The following is a 24,328-nucleotide window of genomic DNA, read 5'->3' on the forward strand; positions in this document are numbered from 1 at the left end:
AGTTTCTTGTAAAAAGTAAGTTATAAAACTTTCCTCATTATTTTATTTTACGTACATTTTACCATTTCCAAATATTAACTTGTCAACCAAACGTAACATACCCGTAAAAAAACCCTCTTAAAAAGAGAGCTTTTTATATCTTTATTACTTCGTATACCATCCAAGACCTAATGCACCTTCACCTAAGTGCGTACCAATTACAGCTCCAAAATAACCTGTACGAATTGTGACGTGAGGATATTTTGCTTCTAATTCTTTCTTCCATTCATTCGCTTCTTCTTCACGTTGTGCATGAATGATAACTGCTTCCATAGGTACACCTTTACTTGCTTGCTCATCAAAAATTTCAATGATACGTTTTAATGCTTTTTTACGTGTACGAATCTTTTCAAACGGAATAATGATTTTATCTCTAAAATATAAAACTGGCTTCACTTGTAACAGACTGCCGATGAAAGCTTGCGCGCTATTCAATCGACCACCACGTTGTAAATGATGTAAATCATCAACTACAAAATAGGCGTCCATCGTTTTCTTCATTTCATCAAAACGAGCGATAATCTCTTTTGGGTTCTTTCCTTCACTTGCTAACTTTGCACCTTCACGCACATAAAATCCTTGTACTTCACAACTAATTTCAGAGTCATACGTGTATACATCAATACCCTCTACCATCTGTCCAGCTGTCGTTGATGTTTGATATGTACCACTAATTCCACTTGATAGGTGAATACTAATAACTGCATCATAATCTTTAGCTAGTTCTTCATATAGCTCAACAAACTTTCCGATTGCTGGTTGAGAAGTTTTTGGAAGTTCCTCTTGTTCACGTACTTTCACATAAAAATCATCTGCTGAAATTTCAGCTTCTTCTTGATAAGATTCTGTTCCAAACACAACGTTTAATGGAATCATATATATATTGAGTTCATCACGAATTTGCTTCGGTATATATGCCGTACTATCAGTAACAATAGCTATTTTCATTTTCGTACCTGCCTTATAAAAAGTTTTATTTCCTAATTTTACACGAAAACTACAAATGGTGCATCCATACATGAAAATGCCGGTTGAAATTATACCTACCATCTCGACAAATTACAACAAAAAGATAAAATACTCACCAAAAACTTCAGCATATTTAGAAAAAATGTTTGAATATAAAAAGGCTCGCTTTTAAAATGGAAAGTACTAGTCATTTTGATAGATAGGGGCGTACACAAGTGCTATTACAATATTTAACAATCAAAGACTACGGCGAACACGAAATCGTCATTCAAAAATCAAGATTTATTTGTTATATTAGCCGAGCAACGACTGAGGAAGAGGCTCAAGAATTTATACAAAAAATAAAAAAACAACATTGGAATGCAACACATAATTGTTCCGCTTATTTAATTGGCGAACAAGATCATATTCAAAAAGCAAATGATGACGGCGAGCCTAGCGGTACAGCTGGCGTACCAATGCTGGAAGTACTTAAAAAACGTGGACTAAAAGATACCGTTGTTGTTGTAACACGCTATTTTGGTGGCATTAAACTTGGTGCAGGTGGATTAATTCGTGCATATGGAAAGTGTACAAGCGAAGGCATTAATCATGTCGGTGTTGTCCAGCGAAAACTAATGCGTGTGATGCAAACCGAGATTGATTACACATTACTTGGCAAAGTGGAAAATGAATTACGCAATTCAAAATATGCCATTAAAGATATTCATTATCTAGAAAATGTCACATTTGATACGTATGTAGAAGAAGACGGCAAACAAGCATTTACAGATTGGATGATTGAATTAACAAACGGGAAATGTACAATTACAGAAGGAGATATGTTGTACTTAGAACAAGATGTTATCTAAGCATAACCCATTTATCACCTTCAAAGATTAATGTAGTGAATTACTTCCCTACAAATGAACTAACGAACTAAGGAGATTATATATGGAAGAACGTTATTATCATCTCCAAAATAGCAGAATAAAAAAGAAGCGAAGAAGGAAACTTTTCTTCTTCCTTATTTTCGCATTTTTATTTGGCAGCATAGGAGTTTATGTGTTAAATTCTTACTCTTCTCTCATGGGGATGTATAGTGGTTTTACTCGTGAAAAATCAGATTTAAGAAACAAAGATGTAGAAATTACAAAAGAACCTTTTACAATTCTCATTATGGGTATAGAAGATTATGCGACAGATGGTCAAAATGGTCGTACAGACTCATTAATGTTTGCAACAGTCAATCCAAAAACGCAAAAGATTTCACTTATGAGTATTCCTCGTGATTCTCGAGTTAAAATTGTTGGCAAAAATAAGGAAGACAAAATTAACGCTGCCCATGCTTACGGCGGAGAAGAAATGGCAATCAAAACTGTCGAAGGCTTTCTAAAAGTTCCTGTAGACCATTATCTGAAAATTGATTTCCAAGGCTTTAAAGGTATCGTTGATGCTGTTGGCGGCGTTACCGTTGACGTACCCTTCGATTTCTGGGAGCGCTCTGACGTGGATTACTACAAAAAAATTCAATTTAAGCAAGGACAGCAAAACTTAAACGGTGAAGAAGCACTTGCTTACGTCCGTATGCGAAAGCAAGATCCAAATGGCGATTATGGTCGAGCTGCTAGACAAAGACAATTACTGGCCGCTGTTGCTCATAAACTAAACTCCACCTCTACTGTATTTAAAATTAAAGATTTAACAGCTGTCGTTGGAAAATATATAAAAACCGACATTCCTATTTCAGACGGACTTGCTCTTTACAATAAACTTTCTGGATTTGATCCTTCTACAATGCAAACGTTAAAGCTTGAAGGCGAAGACAAAAAGATAGGCGGTATTTATTACTTCCTTCCAGATCCAATCAGTGTAGAAACGGTGCGTAACGAAATTGAAAAAGAATTAGGAGAAAAAGCAAAAAATCCAACTACAAAAAACAACTCAAATCCTGATTCAAGTTCTAACTCTAACGAACAAACAAAAAAAGAGACAAACCAAAATAAAACACCAACTGATCCGCCACCTTCTACAAATGCTCATGCAGAGTGGATTATGCGCAATCAGCCGTAAAAAAAAAGGCCCAATCTATCCGATTGGGCCCTTTTTATTTACTTATTAAAGTGTTGTAAAATCGCTTCTACAATACGCTCTGATGCACGACCATCACCGTAAGGGTTAGATGCTTTCGCCATCTTATCATGAGCTTCTTTATCTGATAACAACTCATCAGCAAGACCAAAGATTGTCTCTTCGTCTGTTCCTGCTAATTTCAGCGTACCTGCTTCAATACCTTCAGGGCGCTCTGTTGTATCACGAAGAACAAGAACTGGTACCCCAAGTGATGGAGCTTCTTCTTGTACACCACCAGAATCCGTTAACATTAAGTATGAACGAGCTGCAACATTGTGGAAATCAATTACATCTAGCGGCTCAATTAAATGAATACGGTTATGTTCACCTAAAATTTCATTTGCTATTTCACGAACAACAGGGTTCATATGAACAGGGTACACAACTTGTACATCTTCATGCTTATCAACAAGACGCTTAATTGCACGGAACATATTACGCATCGGTTCACCTAAGTTTTCACGACGGTGAGCTGTCATAAGTACAAGACGATCATTCCCAAGTTTCTCTAGTACAGGATGACTATATGTTTCTTTTACAGTCGTTTGTAGCGCGTCAATCGCTGTATTTCCTGTAATGAAAATACGTGACTCATCTTTATTTTCCTTCTGTAAGTTCGTTGCTGATTTTGCTGTTGGTGAGAAATGAAGATCCGCCATTACACCTGTTAATTGACGATTCATCTCTTCTGGATATGGAGAATACTTATCCCACGTACGAAGGCCCGCCTCAACATGACCTACTGGAATTTGATTATAAAAAGCAGCTAAGCTTGCAATAAATGTTGTTGTTGTATCACCATGTACAAGTACAATATCCGGCTTCGCTTCTTTCATTACTTTATCCAAACCTTCTAAACCACGCGTTGTAACATCAATTAAAGTTTGGCGGTCTTTCATGATATTTAAATCGAAATCTGGCGTAATTCCAAAGATACTTAATACTTGATCTAACATTTGGCGATGTTGTGCTGTTACAGTCACAATCGATTCAATTTTTTCTGGGTGTTTTTGCAACTCTAATACAAGAGGTGCCATTTTAATTGCTTCTGGACGTGTCCCGAAAATTGTCATTACTTTTAAACGTTCAGTCATGTGATTGCCTCTTTTCTTTCACTAATTACAGCTTCTATTATGACATATAAAAATATGCATGAGTACTTTCCTTTTTAACGCATAACAGAAACTTTTCTATTACAAATACTTTTTCTTCCCACCGAGTAATAATCTATCTTTTGTTTCTTAACATCTTCATCAGTATAACAATTTCTCCCATCAAATAAAATAGGCTCCCTCATAAGTTGTACGTACTTTTCTAACGGATATGTTTGAATATCTTTCCATTCTGTTACGATAAAAGCCGCACTCGCATCTCTAATCGATTCATCTATACATCTACTATATTGTATAGCATCTCCAAATATATTTTTCACATATTGAATTGCTTTTGGGTCGTAAAGAGCAATATCTGCACCTATATTAAGTAATGCTTCTATTATAATAAGAGATGATGCTTCTCTAATATCATCCGTATTCGGTTTAAAGGATGCGCCAAGAACTGCAATCCGCTTTTTATTCATATTCATAACTTTTTTGGCTTTTTCAATCAATAGCAGCTGCTGCTTATTATTTACTTCAATAACCGCTTTTAACAAACGAAAATCATGAGCAACATTTCCCGCAATTTGTACCAGTGCTTTCGTATCTTTCGGAAAACACGACCCTCCGTAGCCAATGCCCGCATTTAAAAAAGATGCACCAATTCTCTTATCCATTCCCATCCCTTTGGCAACATCCAATACATTCGCGCCTACCTTCTCACATATATTTGAAATTTCATTAATGAAACTAATCTTTGTAGCTAAAAAGGCATTCGACGCGTATTTAATCATCTCTGCACTTTTAATATCTGTAACATACGTTTCTAAACATAATTCACTATACAAACTCTCTACTCTTCTTGCTACTTCCTCACTATCCGCTCCAATTACAATACGATCTCCATGAAAGAAATCATAAATACCTGAACCTTCACGCAAAAACTCTGGATTCGATACGATATGTACTGTATGCCTCCCTTTTAACTTCTCCTCAATCCATCCCTTCATTACATCATTTGTACCTACTGGAACTGTACTTTTCGTAACAACAATAATATCGTTCGTCGCATATAATCCAATATCGTTACAAGCACTCTGAATATACGTTAAATCTGCCGTCCCATCTAATAAAGGCGGTGTTCCAACTGCAATAAATATAAACTCTACATCATCAAATGCCTCTTCTTTATTTGATGTAAAAGTTAAAGCATTATTCTCATATGCATAATTTATTAATTCATGTAATCTAACCTCATAAATAGGTAAATCCCCTTGTTTTATCCGTTCAATTTTTTCATTATCTATATCAAAACATGTAACTGAATGCCCTAATTTTGCCAATCCTACTCCTGTAATCAACCCAACATATCCAGTACCTACTATCGTAATTTTCATTTCCTTTTCGCACAGGAATTTACAATAGAAAAGATATGAAATATAGAACTCTCCCTGCGCTTCCCCCTCTCACGTTAAAAATGAGAAAACCCTTTTCCTTTTTCATTATATGAATTACTTCCCTTACTTTTTTAAAGTTTTTGTAAAATTAAATGCACTATAAAGTAAAACTTAATCAGTGAGAATGAGGCTGCCAGGTCACGTGTAATAAATTCCCACATTTTAACACGAGACTTACTCATTTCTACGTGCAACACTTATAATACTGAAATAAAAGTATTCACTATCGAAGAAAAAGAGAAAATGTCACATTCCGAAGTCCAGTACGATTAACCTTCTTATATGATTCAACATTCTATATACAATTGTCATATATTTTATTCGCTTCCATTAACCGTAAAAAGAAAAAAAGATTGAATTCTAATCTTTTTGTGATACCATATGTTATGAGCCTGTAAACAAACATCATAATTTTCAGATAAATATATTTTCAAAAAAAAAAATTACGTTAGACTATAAAGGGTGGGGTATTAATGGACTCACAAGTGATTTATGCCATTTTGGCATCTTTCATCACTGTACTTGTCGTTACTCCTTTAGTTATTAAATTAGCTTTTAAAATAGGAGCGACAGATAAGCCAAACGCACGTAAAGTGCACCAAAAGATTATGCCACGTCTTGGCGGGTTAGCAATATTTATTGGTGTAGCTGTAGGATTTGTTGTCGGTGGCTTATATGAGCAAAGAATGTTATCGATAACGCTAGGTGCAATTATCATTGTAATCATCGGAATTTTAGATGATATGTACGAGTTATCTGCGAGAGTAAAATTCGGTGGACAACTGTTAGTTGCCATTATGATTGTAAAAAGTGGATTATTAGTGCAAGTATTATATATCCCATTCATTGGGGATACTGAACTTGGATGGCTTGCTTATCCAATTACAGTATTTTGGCTTGTAGGTATTACGAATGCAATCAACTTAATTGACGGCTTAGATGGATTATCTGCTGGGATTTCATCTATCGTACTTGCAACGCTAGCATATATGGCCTTCACTAGCCCATGGGGTACTGGAACAGCTATTATCTTGCCACTTGCATTAATTATATTAGCAAGTACAATTGGATTTTTATTCTACAACTTCCATCCAGCAAAAATTTTCATGGGAGATACAGGAGCACTATTTTTAGGATACTGTATTTCTGTTATATCGTTACTTGGATTATACAAAAGTGTAACGTTATTCAGTTTTATCGTTCCAATTATCATTTTAGGTGTACCTATATTTGATACGATATTTGCAATCATCCGTCGTATCGTAAATAAAAAACCTATTTCAGCACCAGATAAATCGCATTTACATCACCGCTTACTTGCAATGGGATTCTCTCATCGCAAAACGGTACTAATTATATACGCATTCGGTATTTTCTTTAGTGTAAATGCTATTATTTTTACTACTGCAACGTTATGGTTATCCATTATTCTTCTTTTCGCTTTGATTTTCTTCACAGAAATCATCGCTGAAATAATCGGGCTTGTACATGAACGCTACAAACCAATCATTTCCTTTTATAAAAAAGTGAAAAAACGCGAAGACTAATTGTAGTATAGCCTTTTCAATTATGAAATATTCAAATAGCATCCTCTTTCTTATAAGAGGATGCTATTTTTTATTCTCATTTTATATTTCCAAAATATAGATTGTTTGAGAGTTCCTCTATTGGAGAAAGATATACATAATAAGAAAAGTATCAAGTTTTCTTTTTTACATCTTGATTGTCAAACTGAGGGTGAATGTTATGATCAAGCGAGTATTTCAATGTATTATTTTATTTTTAACGATTACTATGTACGTATCATCTAATACTGAAGCAACAATTGTTATTCCTGCTGAATATCATCCAAATACTGCAACAACTTCTCCTACACAAAAAATTGCGTACTTAACATTTGATGACGGGCCAAACAAATATACTACACAAATTTTAAACATCTTAAAAGAAAAGAACGGAAAAGCAACTTTCTTTGTTATTGGTGGAAAAGTACCACATTATAAAAAGACAATGCAACGATTAATTAAAGACGGACATTATATCGGACTTCACAGTATGTCACATGATGTAAAACGCCTTTACACTGGTGACCCTTCCACTTTAATTGCAGAAATGGAACAAACACAAAGCATTGTCCAGCAAGTTACGAAATTAAATACACATCTCGTTCGCGTTCCATATGGTAGTATGCCTTACTTAAAGAAGAATTACCGTGACGCACTTGTATCGGCCCAGTATAAAATGTGGGATTGGACGATCGATACATACGACTGGAAAAGCTATGACAATCCTTCTGCCATACTCGAAAGAGTACGTAATCAAAGTGATGAACAAGTCGAAGTCATTTTAATGCATGATTCGAGTGTAACCGTACAAATACTGCCAAAAGTAATTGATTACTTACAGTCACAAGGATACAAACTTCTTCCCTATAATCCTTCTTCTCATCTCAAGGTGAATTTTTGGAAAGACACAAGATTGTAACAGCTTTAGTGCCTATGTGCTAAAGCTGTTTTATTTTTCTCTTCCCACCCTTCCCATTTTTGTGTAAAATTTTAAATAGTGATGAAGTTTCGAGGTGAATAGAAATGAAACGAATAGATCTCATTTTTAACGCAATACAAAAAGGCAATTATACAGAAGGTGTAACCGCATCAGAACTCGCTACATTTCTGCAACTAGATCGCGCCAATGTAAGTAGCGATTTAAACAAACTTGTAAAAGATAAACGTTTATTAAAAACAAATACGCGACCTGTTCGTTTTTACATAGAAACGAACACTTCGTTGGAAACGCATTCAAAAGACATAACTTCATTGGATACATTTGCAATTGAAAATACGAGCCTTAAAATTGCAATTGAAAAAGCGAAAGCTTCTATTCTCTATCCTCCAAACGGTATGCATACTTTACTACTGGGAGAAACAGGGGTCGGAAAGTCTATGTTTGCTTCTTTAATGCACGAATATGCAATTGAAGTTGAACAGCTTCCCAAAGATGCACCATTTATCGTCTTTAACTGTGCTGATTATGCAAATAATCCACAGTTACTACTCGGGCAATTATTTGGGATTAAAAAAGGAGCTTATACAGGAGCAAGTGATCAAAAAGGGTTAATTGAAAAAGCACATGAAGGAATTCTTTTCTTAGATGAAGTACATCGCCTGCCTCCAGAGGGACAAGAAATGCTTTTCACCTTTATTGACCGCGGAGTATACCGCCGCCTTGGAGAAACAGAGAACGAACGTAAAGCACAAGTATTAATCATTACTGCAACAACAGAAGAACCAAATTCATTTTTATTAAAAACATTTACAAGACGTATACCGATGACTGTTACGCTGCCACCACTTCGTGAGCGTACACATAAAGAGCGCTTTGCTTTACTACAGCTATTTTTCACAAATGAAGCAATTCGTCTGCGAAAAGACATTCACGTTAGCCCAAATGCAATGCGTGCTTTCGTCTTTTACAATTGTCCCAATAACATCGGTCAATTAAAAACAGATGTTCAAATTGCCTGTGCGAAAGCCTATTCTGATTTGGTCACAAAGAAACGTGATTCTGTCTATGTTTCAAGTACAGATTTACCTTGGTATATGAAAGAAGGGTTGTTCATTGAAAGGAAGAGCCGTCACTTATACCAAATACCAAATGAAACATTTGTATTTACAGGTGAGGAAGGTTGGAGTAATCATAAAACAGAAGATGAAAAACGCTCTTCTATTTACGATTATATTGACTATAAATACGAAGAACTTCAAGCACGTGGTATCGAAGAGGAAGAATTAGAATTACTAATAGAAAATGATGTTCAAAGCTTTTTCGTACAATATTTTAACCAAATATCCAAAAAAACAAGCCATGAAAATGTTTTTAAAATTGTGGATCGTAATATCGTTTCCGTATGTGAAAAAATAGCGGAACTTGCTGAAAAGCATTTATCTAAGACGTTTGATGAAAAAGTATTTCTTGCTTTAAGTTTACATGTACAGACAACTCTACAACGTTTACGAAGCGGAAAACAAATACATCACCCACAATTAAATCAAATTCGTACGAAATATAAAGAAGCTTTTTCCGTAGCTATGCAATGCATTCAACTACTGGAGGAAGAATTACAAATAACAATGCCTATTGATGAAGCTGGCTTTTTAACAATGTTCTTCGTTGTTGATCCAATTCCTGCCTCACAAACAGAAGTAAAAGTATTAATATTAGCACACGGTAATGGTATCGCAACTGAAATGGCAAACGTTGCAAACGAACTTCTCGGCATTGAGGAAGTAACCGGTATTGATATGCCGTTACACGAATCACCGAAAGATTTCTTGGAACGTGTGAAAGTGTATATGAAAACACTACAAAATGTAAATGGGCTTCTCTTACTTGTCGATATGGGGTCACTTGCTTATATCGGTGACATATTAGAAACGGAGTTCAAAATCCCTGTACGTGTTCTCTCGATGACGAGCACACCACATGCACTAGAAGCAGCTCGAAAAGCTCAGCTCGGTTATTCATTAGATGCGCTGTATGAAACAGTAAAAAATTTAACACCGTTTTACTTAAACGTACAAGAAGAAAAGAAAAAACCTCTCTCTCCAATGAAATCTGTTATTTTAACAGCTTGTTTAACTGGTGAAGGAAGTGCTTTAGCTATTCAAAAAATGTTAGAGAACTATTTACGATTTGATAAAGACTTAATTGAAATTATTCCGATTAGTATCGTCCATGAAAAAGATTTAACGAAAATGATCGAGAACATAAAAAAAGAGCGTAATATCATTTGTATCGTCACGAATTTCGATGTGCAAGTGCCGTGCTTAACATATCATTTCCAAGACATCGTAAACTACACAGCGATTCAGCCCATTCAAGAATTAATTACGTATGAAGAAACATATGCAAAAATGGCGGATATTCTTGAACAACAAATGCAGCGTAACGATGGGGCATTACTTATTAAAACAATTCGTTACGCATTAAATACAATTCAAGAATTAATTTCCTTACAGCTAACTCCTGATAGCTTAATGGGGGTTATTCTGCATATGAGCTGTATGGTTGACCGTCTTCAAAAAGGAGAAAGCCTTCTTCCTCACCCTGATAAAGAGAAAAGAAGACAAGATGAATACTGGATGTATATGAAAGTAAAAAAAGCATTGCAACCGATTGAAAATACATTTGAAATACAAATACCTGATGACGAAGTATTTTACGTTATGGACTTCTTTATTAAAAATCAGCCTGTTAAAAATTAATTGAGGCCGTTTTTAAAAATATCGACCGTAACGTGAGTTATATCGGCGATTTTCAAAACATATCGATTTACCGACAATAATCGCTAAAACTAGCACCTTATATAATGAGAAAAGGCTGTTCCAACATATGGACAGCCTTTTCATCTACTTCTTTACTTTTCTAACTCGCCCTCTTATTTCTCCTCTTTTTTGTGATTTCGTATGGACATTAACATATACATTTGCTTGAATAATTTCTTGAAGTAAATGTACAAATGATTTCCCTTGTAAAGGTCCCTCAAAATCCTCTACATTCACTACACCAGTAATACTTCCCTCGTTCAAACTAATCCCTTGCTCCAGTGGACCATACAAATATAAAACAACAGGACCAATTTGAGTAGACTTCCCTAAATGAATTTGACACGATGTAACCTTTTCTATATTTTTTAGTATTACTCTGTAATGCAATTTCGTTAAATCATCACTAAAAATAAACTCTGCTACCCCAAAAGCTTCTGTATTTACAGGAGGCACTTCCCTCTTACCTGTTAACCTGGCAAAGAAATGTGTTGTCATAAGGCATTCTCCTTATATAAATTTCCCAGCACTACTTCTACTACTTTATGGTTTAGACATAATCATTTATGACTTTTTCAATTTTTAATTACAAAGAAAAGATTCACAAAATCTTTACATTAAAATCGTTCCTGTAGATTGAAAGTCTCTTGTATAATGCACATAGAAAAACATTATAGGAGGTTATTTTGAAAAAAAACAAACACATCTTTCACACATTATTAGAGATTTTTCTCGTCTCATTTAAATTAGGACTTACTTCATTCGGCGGTCCTGTCGCTCATCTCGGCTATTTTCACCACGAATACGTGCAAAAAAGAAAATGGATGGATGAACGAAGCTATGGAGATTTAGTAGCGCTATGTCAATTCCTTCCTGGTCCTGCCAGCAGTCAAGTCGGTATGGGGGTTGGATTAGTAAGAGGCGGACTATTAGGAGCTATTATTTCATGGATTGGATTCACTTTACCGTCTGTACTTGTTTTGGTTTTCTTCGCCTCATTCCTTAATCAGTTCGATCTTGGAAGTGCTGGCTGGATTCATGGACTAAAACTTGTAGCAGTAGCTATTGTCGCTCATGCCATATGGGGAATGGCGCGAAAGTTAACTCCAGATCGCAACCGTGCGACGATTGCGATTGTAACTGCCGCAATTGCCTTATTATGGCCAAGTAGTTGGACACAAGTCATCCTTATTATAATATGTGGCTTTATCGGCTGGTTTTTATATCGCAACCAACCAATTAGCCAATCACAAAATATAAAAGTACCTATTTCAAAAAAGATAGCAGTTTCTTGTCTCGTCTTATTCTTTGGACTATTACTGCTGCTACCGATATTAAGACCGTTTTCTTATTACATCGCTTTATTTGATAGTTTCTATCGTTCTGGCGCACTTGTATTTGGAGGAGGACACGTCGTGCTGCCCCTTCTTGAAGGTGAGTTCGTACAAAACGGAATGATGACGAAAGAACAGTTCCTAGCTGGATACGGATTAACACAAGCAGTACCAGGACCACTATTTACATTCGCCTCTTATATAGGAGCAGTATTAAACGGGACGCTTGGGGCAACACTCGCAACAATTGCGATTTTCCTCCCTGCTTTCTTACTCGTTATTGGTGTTTTACCATTTTGGAACAGTGTGAGAAAAATATCATTCATACAAGGCGCACTACTTGGTGTTAACGCCGCAGTTGTTGGTATTTTAATTGCCGCTTTTTACGATCCTATTTGGACGAGTACAGTTATAAATGCTTCAGATTTCGTTTTCGCTTCGCTTCTTTTTTGCTTACTAGCTTTTTGGAAAACACCACCTTGGGTTATCGTTATACTGGGAGCCTTTGGCGGATATATTCTGTCCATTTTATAAATAAAAAACGACGGCATGATGTAGCCGTCGTTTTTTCTATTAAAACTTCACAAGCTCTATGCCTTCTGGCAACTCACTCTCTGTTAAAATACGCAATTCCTTCACACGATCCATTACGTAAGAAGAACGCTTCACAAGCTCTGGATCAATATATGCTGGATGAACCATAATTTCTACCGTTTGTTCACCTTGTACTCTTTCTTTTAACTTCACAAAGTAATCTTCCGTCACACCATCCGCATAAAAATCACTGTAAAACACATCAGAAAATGGATGCACCGCTCTATCTTCCTCACAACGACGAATCGGAACATTATATTTAGCCGCTAATCTCTCAAGAACATCATGTAAGATCGGTAAACCATGCACATGATGATGACTATCTAAATGAGTTGGTGTTAATCCGTAAGATAAAAACTTCTCAATTTGAGCAGTCCATTCTCTCTCAACTTCTTCTGGATTTATATTCCCTTCCCTTACAACACTTTGTTTATGAAACGATCCGTTTTCCCCTACGAGTGACGGTACATCCTTTAACAGTGGTTCTCCTGCCGTTAATACGAGATGTACGCCTACTCCGAGTAGGTTGTACTCTTTCGCTAAGCGTACCGCATGCTCTGTTCCTGGCATATTCATCATCATCGTCGTTGAATTTACAAGTCCATTTATATGCCCATCAATAATGCCGTAATTTGTACCTTCTGTAAGACCGAAATCATCTGCATTTACAATTAACTTAATCATCATAATACCTCCTAATAGAATAAAAAAAGCGGGCTAAATAGCGCCGCTTTTACTTCTCTACCTTTTTGAAGAACTGCGGAAGATACTCTTTATGTGCTTCCAACATTTCATCTAAAATTTGTTTTGCAACTTTATCTGATGGTACAAGTGGATTGATTGTCATAGCAAGCAGCGCCTTATGATAATCCCCTGTAACAGCAGCTTCAATTGTTGTGCGCTCAAATGATTTAATTTGTTGTACTAAACCGCGAACTGGTACTGGAAGATCTCCCACTGCAATTGGTTTTGGGCCTTCTTTCGTAATAATACAGTTCACTTCAACAGCTGAATCATGTGGTAAGCTTGCAATTGTTCCGTTGTTTCGTGTATTAACAGGCTGGATATCACCTTTATTATTGTAAATAGACGTAATTAAGCTACATGCTGCATCACTATAATAAGCTCCGCCACGTTTTTCTAATTGTGGTGGTTTAATATCTAAGTTCGGGTCTTTATATAACTCAAATAAATCATTTTCTAATTGTTTTACTACTTCTGCACGTGTACCTTTTTCAACAGAAGCTTCTTTCTCTTCTTCTAACATTTCACGTGTTTTGTAGTAGTAACGGTGGTATGGACATGGAATTACACGAAGTCCTCGAATAAAGTCTGGTTCCCAGTTAAGCGCTGCGATATTTTCCATCGTAATTTGCTTTTCTGGATCTGTCACAAGCTCTAACACACGGTCCATTACACTCACGCCATCTAAATATACGTCTAATCCATATACCATATGATTTAAACCTGCGAAATCAACGTGAACACGACTCGCATCTACTTCAAGTAATTTTGCAAGACCCATACGAATTCCGATTGGAACGTTACATAGACCAACTACTCTTTGAATATTTGTATAACGAAGAACAGCTTCTGTTACCATACCAGCTGGATTTGCAAAGTTAATTAACCATGCATTCGGACAGAGCTCCTCCATATCTTTACAAATATCTAAAATAACAGGAATCGTTCTCAACGCTTTGAATAAACCACCAGGACCATTCGTTTCCTGACCGATTACATCATATTTTAATGGGATTGCTTCATCTTTTGCACGTGCTTCTAATAAACCAACGCGAAGTTGTGTTGTTACGAAGTCAGCATCTTTTAATGCCTCGCGACGATCAAGTGTTAAATGTACCTCGATTGGTAAACCTGATTTTTTCACCATACGTTTCGCTAAGTTACCAACGATTTCTAACTTTTCTTTTCCTGCCTCAATATCTACTAACCAAATTTCACGAACAGGCAGTTCATCATAACGCTTAATAAATCCTTCAATTAACTCTGGTGTATAACTAGATCCACCGCCGATTGTAGCAATTTTAATTCCAGTCATGCTTTATTCCCCTTTCGCTTCAAGCTTTTTATAAAGATCGATAAACTCTGCTGCTAATTCTTTCACTGTAATCGCATTCATTAAATGATCTTGTGCGTGAATTAAAAGAACACTAACCTCTGTTTTTTCTCCTCTTGCTTCTGATTGTATGAGCTCTGTTTGAAAATGATGCGCTTCATTAATCGCTTCTTTTGCCTTTACCATCGCTTCATCTGCTTCTGCCATTTTCCCCTGTTTGGCAAATTGAAGTGCCTCCATCGCAAAGCTTCGTGCGTTACCACTATTTAAAATCAATTGGAATGGAATTTGTTCTGCTGTAGTCATCATAATTACCGCCCTCTCTATAAAGTTCAACCGATTTAAATACCCCTTCAGTTTGAACATGTCTATTAAAGTATGAATTTATTAATGATAGTTTAGTGTTCATATAGATGTTTTTCATCTTTTTGAACATGATATAAAGGTAATTATTCTGACGAGCTATAGGAACTCGCCAGAATAATATTTTTTAAAGTGATACTGAATTGTCGCTTCCTTTTGTTTCAGCTTTTGCAGCCTGTACATAAGTACGGTCACACATTAATACGAATGGATAGTAAATTACTACCGCGATTGCAAAGTTCACCACTTGTAGTGCTGCACCAGCGATGCTTCCGCCCGATACAAGATAACCACTAAAGATTGGTGGCATTGTCCATGGAACTAACGCAACTGTTTTTGGTACCCATCCTAAAGTAATTGCTGTATAAGAAGTAATAACTAATACAACCGGTGTAAGTACGAATGGGATAATTAACGTTGGGTTTAATACAATTGGCGTACCAAAAATAACTGGTTCGTTAATATTAAAGAAACCAGGACCGATAGATACACGGCCTACACCGCGAAGCTGCGCACTTTTCGCTACAAGCATTACTGCCACTAAGAACGCTAACGTTGCACCCGATCCCCCGATATATACGTATACATCAAAGAATGGTTTTGTGAAGATATGCGGTACGTCATATGCAGACATACCATCATTAAATAATTTCATATTTTTCTCTAATGCTGGTAAATAGATTGGGTCAATAATCCCCCCAATAATATTTGGACCATGTAATCCGAAGAACCATAATACGTGAATAAGTAACGCGATAATAATTGCACTTGGTAATGTACCCGCTAAACCTTGTAATGGTAATTGAATTGTTTCAAATACCATTTTATGAATGCTTGTTCCCGCAAGTTTCACAGCTAATTGAATACCTGCTGTTACAATCAAAATAACGAATGCTGGAACTAACGCTGCGAATGATTTCATTACTGCCGGTGGAACACCATCTGGCATTTTAATTGTAATATCCCTTTGAACAAAGAATCTAAACACTTCTGTTACAAGAAGAGCCACTATAATGGAAACGAATAGACCTTGTGCCCCTGTCCACGCTAAATCAATACCGCCTTCTTTTGGCGTTGTCGGAGAAATAATAATTAATGCACCGAATGTAATGATTGCTGCTGACAACGCATCGACGCCGTAAGATTTCGCTAAATTGTAACTTATCCCAACTGCGACTATGAGGGCGAGTATAGCAAAGGAACCAGTCCACATACCGCCACCGACATCTTTCCAAGCGTCACCAAATGTGCCCTTCATAAAGTTTTGGAAAGCATCAATTGGTAAGTTATTTATAAGTACTGCAAATGATCCAACTAAAATAAGAGGCATAACTGCGATAAATCCGTCACGGATTGCAACTAAGTGGCGCTGCGATCCAATTCTACCTGCGACTGGAACTAAATATTTCTCCATGAATGCAATAAACTTTTGCATTTCGCTTCCCCCCTAATTATTTTTTAAGTGTTAATGCGTGATCTAAAACTGCTTCTCCATTCATCATGCCGTAGTGCATTGGATTGATAACGTCGATTCCAACGTTTCTCTCATCAGCAAGCGTTTTCATTGAAGAAAGCATGTAACGAACTTGTGGTCCTAGTAATAATACATCTGCTTGATCGATATTCGTTTTTACTGCATCCCCAGATACAGCCCAAATCTTTCCTTCTAAACCGCGAGCTTTTGCAGCCGCTTCCATTTTTGTAACTAGTAAACTTGTAGACATCCCTGCTGAGCAACATAATAAAATATTCATTTGAAAATCCCCCTTGTGTAGTATAAAAAATTTATGTTTTATTTATTTTTCTTTACGCTATTTATTAATGCAATTAGCGTGCCAACTTTTTAAAACCACTAAAATCAGTGCTTTTTCGAGCATTTTCTTTGTGTGTTAACGCTTTCAATTAGTGTGTCGTCTAAAAAACACACAGTGTGTTATAAAACAACACGCTTTTAACACATAACTGTATGAAAATAGATTAGTGTTTAGTTGTCTAGTTATGTTTAATATGAAAAAACACTAAAAAAATTTTTTATCGTAGAAATCTAGTAAAAAACAACATTTTCTTGAGCTCAGTCTTCTATCTATTCTATTGTCCAAGCATACTCTACTAGATTACATAAAATAAAATAGAATAAAATAACACAATTCGAAAGGGGATTCCTATGCCAAAACATAGAAAACAAAGCAAAATAAAGATTTATAGAATAACAAGCTATAAAAAAGACAAGCGTTCTGAATTAGACTCTGACAAATTTGAACTAGAACAGCAGGACAAGCATGATATACAAGACAAACAGGACAAACAGGATGAGCAGAATAAGCAAGATAAGCAAGTACAATCGGAAAATGTAACTATAGTACCTACAGATTCACACAGCTTAGATGTGTGGGATGAAATTTCTCTAAAGGAAATACAAGCTGGTGAACATACGAGCCTATTTGAAGAAAAGAGTAATTATCAAAATATTAATTTAGTCCAAGTAAACGATGTTCGCTTATACTTGGACAAGCAACTACAATTCAGTTCCGTTGATGAGCAAATTTATCATGAAGCACTTGTACATCCGATTATGGCAAAAGTAATTGATCCAAAACGTGTTCTCATATTAGGTGGTGGCGATGGCCTTGCCTTACGAGAAGTTTTGAAATATGAAACTGTGCTACATGTAGACCTTGTTGATTTAGACGAGGCAATGATTAATATGGCACGTAATGTTCCAGAAATAGTATCTTTAAACAAAAATGCTTTTTTTGATAATCGTGTGAACGTGCACGTATGCGATGCAAAAGAATTTCTAAATTCACCTTCATCTTTATACGATGTAATCATTATTGATTTTCCAGACCCAGCGACAGAATTATTAAGTACTTTATATACAAGCGAACTATTTGCTCGTATAGCTACATTCTTAACAGAAGATGGGGCTTTCGTCTGTCAATCTAATTCACCTGCTGATGCACCTCTAGTATATTGGAGTATCGGTAATACAATTGAACACGCTGGATTAACTGTGAAGAGTTATCATACAATCGTTCCTTCTTTCGGAACTGACTGGGGATTTCATCTTGCTACTAATTCTGCACATGTACTCGATCAAATTGAACAATTATATGTAGTACCAACTCCTCGAACATTGCCTGCTCTTCTTTTTCCTTTATTTCAATTTAAAGAAGAACATCTAGAACAACGTAACCTCGCTCTTTTAAATTCAGAATCAAATCTTATCTTACATCAATGCTACAAACAGGAAATGAAGTTTTGACAATATTATAATAAGGAGTGCTACCCTATGGAATATTCTACTTTTGGCAAGCATATAATAGTAGATTTGTGGGGAGTGGACTTTTCCCTATTAGATGATATGCACTTTTTAGAATATCATCTAGTTACAGCTGCAGATTACTCTGGTGCCCATGTTTTAAACGTAAGTAAAAAAGAGTTCCAGCCATATGGTGTTACTGTATTAGTGTTATTATCAGAAAGCCATCTTTCCATTCACACTTACCCGGAACAAAATTTTGCGGCTATTGACTGTTATACTTGCGGTACAACCGTTGAACCACAAATAGCGATTGATTATATCGTAAATATATTAAAACCGGAACGGATGCATATAAAAAGATTAATTCGTGGTATAGGAGAAATTGTTACTGCCGATTAATTATAACTCTTACTCATCCGAAAAAAGGAGGATTGTAAAATACCATCAGTGGGATGAACATTCCACTGATGGTACAGGCACATACATAAAATGAAATTTTAATTAGTGGAAGTTTTACTGCCCGTTAATTCGAGATAAAAAAACCTTGCATAAGCAAGGTTCATTCATCCACCGACATCTTCCTATATAACTCTACAAACTCACTCGCTAATTCTTTCACCGTAATTGCATTCATTAAATGGTCTTGTGCGTGTACCATTAAAAGAGTAACTTCGGTCTTTTCACCACCAGCTTCTTTCTGGATAAGCTCCGTTTGTACACGGTGCGCCTCTTTTAATTCCTCTAGTGCTTCTTGTAATTTAGCTTCAGCTTCTGTAAACTCCCCACGCTTCGCACAATCAATTGCTTCCATTGAACAACTTCTCGCGTTTCCCCCATGCAAGATTAAATGAAAAGCTTTCGTCTCTATCGTATCCATTTTAGTTCTTTACTCCCCCTTTTCTTCCGCCAGTTTTTGTTTATCCCATATTTTTAAGAACGGTAAATAAATGAAGAATGCTAGCGCAAAGTTAACAAGTTGTAAAATAACACCTGAAATTTTCCCGCCCGATCCTAAATATCCACTAAAAAGAATAGGTGTCGTCCAAGGTACAGCGGCCCCACTCGGACGTGCGACCCATCCCCATTCCATTGCAAAGTACGAAACAATTGTTAACACAACTGGAACTAATATAAATGGAATTAGTAAAAGTGGGTTCATCACAATCGGCATACCAAAAGTTACCATCTCATTAATATTAAATATACCAGGTGCAATTGACAATCTCCCTAAACTTTTTAATTGTTGACTTCGTGCAAATAGTAACATTCCGACAACTAGAGCAAGCGTTGCACCAGAACCGCCCATATAAATCCATAAGTCAAAAAACTGTGCCGTAATCGTATTTGGTACATCTTGCCCAGCTTGAAAAGCGACTCGGTTTTGATCCATTAACGACAACCAAACGGGGCTCATTACACCACCAACAATAGTAGCACCATGAATTCCACACGACCAAAGAACATGAACGAGAATAACTGCTATTATTGCGCCCCAAAGACTAGCACCAAGTACACTAAGTGGTTCCTGTAAAATTTGTCCTACAATATTATGGATACTGCCAAAAGAAGTATTTTCTATAATTAAGCGTAAAATCCAAATAACTGTTACAACAATAAATCCTGGAACAAGTGCCGCAAATGAACGCGTGACAGCTGGTGGAACTGTCTCTGGCATCTTTATGATTATCTTTTTTTGTACAATAAATCGATAAAGTTCAGTAGATATAAGTGCAATAATCATTGCTACAAATAACCCTTGGCTTCCCATTAATGCAGCTGGGATAGCGCCTTCTACAAGTACACTTTCTTTTGTACTTGGTATAATATATGCAACTTGAAATGGCGTCGCAAGTAAAAACGTCACAAGCGACAATGCCCCGGATGCTAAAGCATCCACTTTATAATACTCTCCAAGCCTGTAAGCGATTCCAAAAACAGCTATTAAAGCCATTATATTAAAAGTTGCACTAACTGGATACCCTAAAGCTCTCTGCCAATTCTCACCAAACAAACCTGCCATAAACTCGTTATATCCGGGTATTGGCAGTGCACTAATAATGAGGAAAAACGATCCAATAATTAAGAAAGGCATCGTTAAAATAATTCCATCTCGAATTGCTTGTAAATGCCTCTGCTCTGCAACCTTCCCTGCTACTGGCATCACGTACTTCTCTAAAAACCGTATCATCTATCCCACTCTCCTCATGGTTTCATTGACAAAGCTGCTTGCAAGATAGCTTCTCCATTACAAAGTCCGTAATGAACGGATTGAATGACATCAACAGGTATCCCTTTATCCTTACATAATTCTTTCATTTTCGGTAATAAATAACGTACTTGCGGTCCAAGTAAAAGGACATCAGCTTTATCAATATGACTATTCACTTCAGAACCTGATACTGCCCAGATTTTCACTTCTATCCCTCTTGCCTCTGCTGCTTTCTCCATCTTTGTAACAATCAAACTGGAAGACATTCCCGCTGCACAGCAAAGTAAAATATTCATCCCGCTTCCCTCCCCTTTTTTCTCTACCTAAATTATGGTGCACTCCTTGCCACCACTAGGTTACAAATATATATGTCTAGATTTCCTGCTGTATGCCGAGCTTAAAAACAAAAATTTCTTGGTTTTCGCGCTATTCCATCTATCCGTATTCTCCTAGTAAAGAGAACTCTAACTCGCTATAATGATTCAGTATGACTTTTTTTAATTGATAGGAGGATATATTTATGAAGGCATATCGCTTTCCACTTATTTTATTATCTTCTATCCTAATTGGTGGTTTCATTGGTTATTTCATGGGTGCCGATGCAGTTGCTTTAAAGCCGCTTGGTGACATTTTCTTAAACTTAATGTTTACGATTGTTGTACCTCTAGTGTTCTTTAGCATCGCATCGTCTATTGCTAATATGGATGGATTAAAACGTTTCGGTAAAATTATGTCTAGTATGGCTGGGACTTTCTTATTTACAAGTATTTTAGCTGCTATTTTTATGATTATTGTTGTGAAAATATTCCCGCCAGCACAAGGTGTTGTACTAGAACTAACACAACCTGACAAAGCCGGCAAAGCTGTTAGTGTTGCAGATCAAATCGTCGGTATTTTAACAGTATCTGACTTCTCGAAGTTACTATCTCGTGAAAATATGTTAGCTCTTATTTTCTTCTCTATCTTAATGGGGATTGCAACTTCAGCAGTTGGCGAAAAAGGAAAGCCATTCGCTACATTCCTACAGGCTGGTGCAGAGATTTCAATGAAGGTTGTATCTTTCATTATGTACTACGCCCCAATCGGACTTGCTGCTTACTTCGCAGCATTAGTTGGTGAATTCGGACCACAACTTCTTGGAACTTACTTCCGAGCGGCAATGGTATACTATCCAGCTTCTCTAATTTATTTCTTTGTATTCTTCACATTCTATGCATACCTTGCAGGTCGCAAGCAAGGTGTACAAGTATTTTGGAAGAACATGGTCTCTCCTACAGTTACATCACTTGCAACTTGTAGTAGTGCCGCAAGTATTCCAGCGAACTTAGAAGCAACGAAGAAAATGGGTATTTCTTCAGACGTTCGTGAAACAGTTGTCCTTCTTGGTTCTACACTTCATAAAGACGGCTCTGTTTTAGGTGGCGTATTAAAAATTGCTTTCTTATTCGGTATTTTCAACATGGAATTCGAAGGGCCGAAAACATTAGCAATCGCACTTGTTGTTTCTTTATTAGTAGGAACAGTAATGGGTGCTATTCCAGGCGGTGGTATGATTGGTGAAATGTTAATCGTATCTCTATACGGTTTCCCGCCAGAAGCACTGCCAATTATCGCAGCAATTAGTACAATCATTGATCCACCTGCAACGATGTTAAACGTAACAGCAGATAACGCTTGTGCGGTAATGACAGCTCGCCTTGTAGAAGGTAAGAATTGGATCAAAAACAAATTTGCTTAATAGAAAGAGGATGCTCGTTTAGAGCATCCTCTTTTTGTCTTTATTTATTGATTAGTCGATACCACTCATTCTCTCTCGCCACAAATTTGTTAAAATCTTCACAAATATTCCACATCCATTATCCATTCTCCGTACTATAATCATGTATGGAAAAGGAGATGGAAACGATGACACAAAGCGCACCTGAATTTAAAGTTTTGCAAAGCATTGCATTTCTCGCTGTCGTTTTGCAAAGTTCCTTATTATATACAATGAATCAAGGAAATGTCTTACTTGAGCAATCCCTCATTATGGGCATGCTATTTAATCTTGCAAAATTCTCAGCACCAGCATTCATATTTATCGTTGGATTTCACTTAATTCGTCACTATACGAAGCAATTAGTATATAAAGAATATATTTCTGAAAAAGCGACACACTTACTCATTCCTTATTTCTTTTGGTCTATTCTTTACTTATTAACAACAAATGATCTTATTACATTACAAGGCGGAATAAAAAGTTTATTACTCGGAACAGCCGCGCCCCATCTTTGGTACGTTATTATGATGTTCCAAATTCACTTATTGTTCCCTTTACTATGCACACTTTTTTATTGGTTTCAAAAACGAACAGAAAATAAAAAAGACATATATAAATATATGACCTTTTTCGCTTGCCTATATTTTCTATTAATGTGGTTCTCTTCTCACTATATTTTTAATGGAGAAAAATTAACAAGTTCAACAATTTTACATTATACAGATCGATCATTTCTATTCTACTCATTCTATTTCGTTATGGGTGGCATTGCCGCTGTAGCACTAAAAACTTGGCGTCTATTCGTCATGAAACATATCCCGCTTATAACAATATTATTTTTCATCTTATTTTTATTCATCAATTATGAGTTGTTTAGTTTTTACGGAGCAAACTCTATTCATTTAACTGTTTCTACCTATTTAAAGCCATCTATGTTTTTATATATCGTATGCGAAATTATCATACTGTATGTGTTATCTATTATGATAGTACAGCGTCGTGGTTTCTTATATAAAACGTTACGTTTCATTGGAAATTACACGTATGGTGCTTATTTAGCTCATTTATTCTTCTTGCAACTATGCACAAAACTTCTTTCCTTATTCACGCTGCAAGAAAATACTATATTATATACCCTATTACTATTTGTGTTAACGGCCATTATCTCTATTTCAACAATGGTCATTTGTAGCACAATACCATTTCATACTTGGATTACAGGACCTTCTCCTACAACAAAGATGAAATGGACGAAGGTTGTATTCCGAAAAAATCATAAAAAACTATTCAAGCCATATATTTGATATAATAATACGCATATAAAAAGAAAGCGAGAGACACCTATGATTAATCAAGTTGGACAAATTATGCTATATGTAAATAACCAAGACGAAACAGTACAATTTTGGACAGAAAAAGTAGGGTTCCAAATCATTGCGGAAGAAAATAACGGAAACGGATTCCGCTGGATTGAAATTGCACCGGCGAAAGAAGCAGGAACAAGCATCGTCCTTCACGATAAAGCGTTAATCGCGAAGATGCAACCTGAACTAAACCTAAATACACCTTCACTTATGTTCTTCTCAGATGACTTAGACCGTCTATATAAAGATCTTTCTGAGAAAAATGTCACAGTTGGACAGGTTGTAGATTTACCTACTGGTAGAGCATTCAACTTTGCTGATAATGAAAATAATTACTTTGCAGTAATGGAACGTAAATAAAAAAT

Annotated in this window: 23 protein-coding genes; 11 read left to right on the forward strand and 12 right to left on the reverse strand. The window is 36.2% G+C overall.

Annotated features, from left to right (window positions below; translation table 11 throughout):
* Positions 1-144 precede the first annotated feature (144 nt).
* Positions 145-987 (reverse strand): DegV family protein, encoded by an 843-nt coding sequence (locus tag DN401_RS14970; RefSeq protein WP_000684725.1) that lies wholly within the window; start codon positions 985-987, stop codon positions 145-147.
* A 236-nt stretch (positions 988-1,223) separates the two neighbouring features.
* Between DN401_RS14970 and DN401_RS14975 the strand changes: the two genes are divergently transcribed.
* Together DN401_RS14975 and DN401_RS14980 are read left to right on the forward strand one after the other, a co-directional pair.
* Positions 1,224-1,859, forward strand: a complete 636-nt coding sequence (locus tag DN401_RS14975) for a YigZ family protein (RefSeq protein WP_000926669.1) — start codon at positions 1,224-1,226, stop codon at positions 1,857-1,859.
* An 82-nt stretch (positions 1,860-1,941) separates the two neighbouring features.
* A complete protein-coding gene (locus DN401_RS14980) occupies positions 1,942-3,060 on the forward strand; it encodes an LCP family protein (RefSeq protein ID WP_000392799.1) in 1,119 nt (372 codons plus the stop codon).
* Between the two features lie 38 nt (positions 3,061-3,098).
* Here DN401_RS14980 and wecB read toward each other — a convergent pair whose 3' ends face one another.
* Positions 3,099-4,214, reverse strand: coding sequence for a non-hydrolyzing UDP-N-acetylglucosamine 2-epimerase (gene wecB / locus DN401_RS14985; RefSeq protein ID WP_000140145.1), 1,116 nt, complete (start codon positions 4,212-4,214; stop codon positions 3,099-3,101).
* 74 nt (positions 4,215-4,288) lie between these two features.
* Positions 4,289-5,614 (reverse strand): UDP-glucose dehydrogenase family protein, encoded by a 1,326-nt coding sequence (locus DN401_RS14990; RefSeq protein WP_071739739.1) that lies wholly within the window; start codon positions 5,612-5,614, stop codon positions 4,289-4,291.
* A gap of 533 nt (positions 5,615-6,147) precedes the next feature.
* Between DN401_RS14990 and DN401_RS14995 the strand changes: the two genes are divergently transcribed.
* The 3 genes from DN401_RS14995 (at position 6,148) to DN401_RS15005 (ending at position 10,938) form a co-directional block, all read left to right on the forward strand.
* The gene (locus tag DN401_RS14995; RefSeq protein ID WP_000378318.1) at positions 6,148-7,221 is read left to right on the forward strand and encodes a glycosyltransferase family 4 protein; all 1,074 of its coding nucleotides are present in this window, start codon (positions 6,148-6,150) and stop codon (positions 7,219-7,221) included.
* A 199-nt stretch (positions 7,222-7,420) separates the two neighbouring features.
* A complete protein-coding gene (locus DN401_RS15000) occupies positions 7,421-8,158 on the forward strand; it encodes a polysaccharide deacetylase family protein (protein WP_086402102.1) in 738 nt (245 codons plus the stop codon).
* 104 nt (positions 8,159-8,262) lie between these two features.
* Positions 8,263-10,938, forward strand: a complete 2,676-nt coding sequence (locus tag DN401_RS15005; protein ID WP_149287825.1) for a sigma-54-dependent transcriptional regulator — start codon at positions 8,263-8,265, stop codon at positions 10,936-10,938.
* Positions 10,939-11,082: 144 nt separating this feature from the next.
* On the opposite strand, the gene exsM is transcribed toward DN401_RS15005, so the two are convergent.
* Positions 11,083-11,496: an exosporium regulatory protein ExsM gene (exsM, locus tag DN401_RS15010; protein WP_000207046.1), complete on the reverse strand. Its 414-nt coding sequence runs from the start codon at positions 11,494-11,496 to the stop codon at positions 11,083-11,085.
* A 188-nt stretch (positions 11,497-11,684) separates the two neighbouring features.
* Here exsM and DN401_RS15015 point away from each other — a divergent pair, with 188 nt between their 5' ends.
* The gene (locus DN401_RS15015; RefSeq protein WP_149287826.1) at positions 11,685-12,866 is read left to right on the forward strand and encodes a chromate transporter; all 1,182 of its coding nucleotides are present in this window, start codon (positions 11,685-11,687) and stop codon (positions 12,864-12,866) included.
* Between the two features lie 39 nt (positions 12,867-12,905).
* On the opposite strand, the gene chbG is transcribed toward DN401_RS15015, so the two are convergent.
* The 5 genes from chbG to DN401_RS15040 form a co-directional block, all read right to left on the reverse strand.
* Positions 12,906-13,610, reverse strand: coding sequence for a chitin disaccharide deacetylase (chbG, locus tag DN401_RS15020; protein WP_000593496.1), 705 nt, complete (start codon positions 13,608-13,610; stop codon positions 12,906-12,908).
* 49 nt (positions 13,611-13,659) lie between these two features.
* Positions 13,660-14,985, reverse strand: a complete 1,326-nt coding sequence (gene celF / locus DN401_RS15025) for a 6-phospho-beta-glucosidase (RefSeq protein ID WP_100654888.1) — start codon at positions 14,983-14,985, stop codon at positions 13,660-13,662.
* Between the two features lie 3 nt (positions 14,986-14,988).
* Complete coding sequence (locus tag DN401_RS15030; protein WP_000989055.1) at positions 14,989-15,312, reverse strand: PTS lactose/cellobiose transporter subunit IIA; 324 nt, start codon at positions 15,310-15,312, stop codon at positions 14,989-14,991.
* A gap of 181 nt (positions 15,313-15,493) precedes the next feature.
* The gene (celB, locus tag DN401_RS15035) at positions 15,494-16,801 is read right to left on the reverse strand and encodes a PTS cellobiose transporter subunit IIC (RefSeq protein ID WP_001168848.1); all 1,308 of its coding nucleotides are present in this window, start codon (positions 16,799-16,801) and stop codon (positions 15,494-15,496) included.
* 16 nt (positions 16,802-16,817) lie between these two features.
* Positions 16,818-17,120: a PTS sugar transporter subunit IIB gene (locus tag DN401_RS15040; RefSeq protein ID WP_001023569.1), complete on the reverse strand. Its 303-nt coding sequence runs from the start codon at positions 17,118-17,120 to the stop codon at positions 16,818-16,820.
* A gap of 410 nt (positions 17,121-17,530) precedes the next feature.
* Here DN401_RS15040 and DN401_RS15045 point away from each other — a divergent pair, with 410 nt between their 5' ends.
* Positions 17,531-18,631: a polyamine aminopropyltransferase gene (locus DN401_RS15045; protein ID WP_001123965.1), complete on the forward strand. Its 1,101-nt coding sequence runs from the start codon at positions 17,531-17,533 to the stop codon at positions 18,629-18,631.
* Positions 18,632-18,658: 27 nt separating this feature from the next.
* A complete protein-coding gene (gene speD / locus DN401_RS15050) occupies positions 18,659-19,030 on the forward strand; it encodes an adenosylmethionine decarboxylase (RefSeq protein WP_000456821.1) in 372 nt (123 codons plus the stop codon).
* Between the two features lie 160 nt (positions 19,031-19,190).
* Here the strand turns inward: speD and DN401_RS15055 are convergent, their stop codons facing one another.
* Genes DN401_RS15055 through DN401_RS15065 form a run of 3 tightly spaced genes read right to left on the reverse strand, consistent with a single transcriptional unit; the run spans position 19,191 to position 21,136 of the window.
* Positions 19,191-19,508 (reverse strand): PTS sugar transporter subunit IIA, encoded by a 318-nt coding sequence (locus DN401_RS15055; protein ID WP_000379645.1) that lies wholly within the window; start codon positions 19,506-19,508, stop codon positions 19,191-19,193.
* Between the two features lie 9 nt (positions 19,509-19,517).
* The gene (gene celB / locus DN401_RS15060) at positions 19,518-20,819 is read right to left on the reverse strand and encodes a PTS cellobiose transporter subunit IIC (RefSeq protein WP_000617789.1); all 1,302 of its coding nucleotides are present in this window, start codon (positions 20,817-20,819) and stop codon (positions 19,518-19,520) included.
* 14 nt (positions 20,820-20,833) lie between these two features.
* On the reverse strand, positions 20,834-21,136 hold the full coding sequence (locus DN401_RS15065; protein ID WP_001023543.1) for a PTS sugar transporter subunit IIB: 303 nt from the start codon (positions 21,134-21,136) through the stop codon (positions 20,834-20,836).
* Between the two features lie 224 nt (positions 21,137-21,360).
* Here DN401_RS15065 and DN401_RS15070 point away from each other — a divergent pair, with 224 nt between their 5' ends.
* The 3 genes from DN401_RS15070 to DN401_RS15080 all read left to right on the forward strand — a co-directional run bounded on the left by DN401_RS15070 (position 21,361) and on the right by DN401_RS15080 (position 24,323).
* Entirely contained in the window at positions 21,361-22,578 is a 1,218-nt protein-coding gene (locus DN401_RS15070; RefSeq protein WP_000649362.1) for a dicarboxylate/amino acid:cation symporter, read from the forward strand.
* 167 nt (positions 22,579-22,745) lie between these two features.
* Positions 22,746-23,903, forward strand: coding sequence for an acyltransferase (locus DN401_RS15075; protein ID WP_000194334.1), 1,158 nt, complete (start codon positions 22,746-22,748; stop codon positions 23,901-23,903).
* A 39-nt stretch (positions 23,904-23,942) separates the two neighbouring features.
* Positions 23,943-24,323: a VOC family protein gene (locus tag DN401_RS15080; protein ID WP_000610160.1), complete on the forward strand. Its 381-nt coding sequence runs from the start codon at positions 23,943-23,945 to the stop codon at positions 24,321-24,323.
* The last annotated feature ends 5 nt before the right edge of the window (positions 24,324-24,328 follow it).

This window comes from Bacillus sp. BF2-3 (assembly GCF_008368795.1).
GTDB classification, from domain to species: domain Bacteria; phylum Bacillota; class Bacilli; order Bacillales; family Bacillaceae_G; genus Bacillus_A; species Bacillus_A cereus.

Excerpts from the sequence above, each read along its gene's own strand:
- DN401_RS14970 (WP_000684725.1), bottom strand. The coding sequence starts at position 987 with ATGAAAATAGCTATTGTTACTGATAGTACGGCATATATACCGAAGCAA.
- DN401_RS14980 (WP_000392799.1), top strand. The coding sequence starts at position 1,942 with ATGGAAGAACGTTATTATCATCTCCAAAATAGCAGAATAAAAAAGAAG.
- wecB (WP_000140145.1), bottom strand. The coding sequence starts at position 4,214 with ATGACTGAACGTTTAAAAGTAATGACAATTTTCGGGACACGTCCAGAA.
- DN401_RS14990 (WP_071739739.1), bottom strand. The coding sequence starts at position 5,614 with ATGAAAATTACGATAGTAGGTACTGGATATGTTGGGTTGATTACAGGA.
- DN401_RS14995 (WP_000378318.1), top strand. The coding sequence starts at position 6,148 with ATGGACTCACAAGTGATTTATGCCATTTTGGCATCTTTCATCACTGTA.
- DN401_RS15000 (WP_086402102.1), top strand. The coding sequence starts at position 7,421 with ATGATCAAGCGAGTATTTCAATGTATTATTTTATTTTTAACGATTACT.
- DN401_RS15005 (WP_149287825.1), top strand. The coding sequence starts at position 8,263 with ATGAAACGAATAGATCTCATTTTTAACGCAATACAAAAAGGCAATTAT.
- exsM (WP_000207046.1), bottom strand. The coding sequence starts at position 11,496 with ATGACAACACATTTCTTTGCCAGGTTAACAGGTAAGAGGGAAGTGCCT.
- chbG (WP_000593496.1), bottom strand. The coding sequence starts at position 13,610 with ATGATTAAGTTAATTGTAAATGCAGATGATTTCGGTCTTACAGAAGGT.
- celF (WP_100654888.1), bottom strand. The coding sequence starts at position 14,985 with ATGACTGGAATTAAAATTGCTACAATCGGCGGTGGATCTAGTTATACA.
- DN401_RS15030 (WP_000989055.1), bottom strand. The coding sequence starts at position 15,312 with ATGATGACTACAGCAGAACAAATTCCATTCCAATTGATTTTAAATAGT.
- celB (WP_001168848.1), bottom strand. The coding sequence starts at position 16,801 with ATGCAAAAGTTTATTGCATTCATGGAGAAATATTTAGTTCCAGTCGCA.
- DN401_RS15040 (WP_001023569.1), bottom strand. The coding sequence starts at position 17,120 with ATGAATATTTTATTATGTTGCTCAGCAGGGATGTCTACAAGTTTACTA.
- DN401_RS15045 (WP_001123965.1), top strand. The coding sequence starts at position 17,531 with ATGCCAAAACATAGAAAACAAAGCAAAATAAAGATTTATAGAATAACA.
- speD (WP_000456821.1), top strand. The coding sequence starts at position 18,659 with ATGGAATATTCTACTTTTGGCAAGCATATAATAGTAGATTTGTGGGGA.
- DN401_RS15055 (WP_000379645.1), bottom strand. The coding sequence starts at position 19,508 with ATGGATACGATAGAGACGAAAGCTTTTCATTTAATCTTGCATGGGGGA.
- celB (WP_000617789.1), bottom strand. The coding sequence starts at position 20,819 with ATGATACGGTTTTTAGAGAAGTACGTGATGCCAGTAGCAGGGAAGGTT.
- DN401_RS15065 (WP_001023543.1), bottom strand. The coding sequence starts at position 21,136 with ATGAATATTTTACTTTGCTGTGCAGCGGGAATGTCTTCCAGTTTGATT.
- DN401_RS15070 (WP_000649362.1), top strand. The coding sequence starts at position 21,361 with ATGAAGGCATATCGCTTTCCACTTATTTTATTATCTTCTATCCTAATT.
- DN401_RS15075 (WP_000194334.1), top strand. The coding sequence starts at position 22,746 with ATGACACAAAGCGCACCTGAATTTAAAGTTTTGCAAAGCATTGCATTT.
- DN401_RS15080 (WP_000610160.1), top strand. The coding sequence starts at position 23,943 with ATGATTAATCAAGTTGGACAAATTATGCTATATGTAAATAACCAAGAC.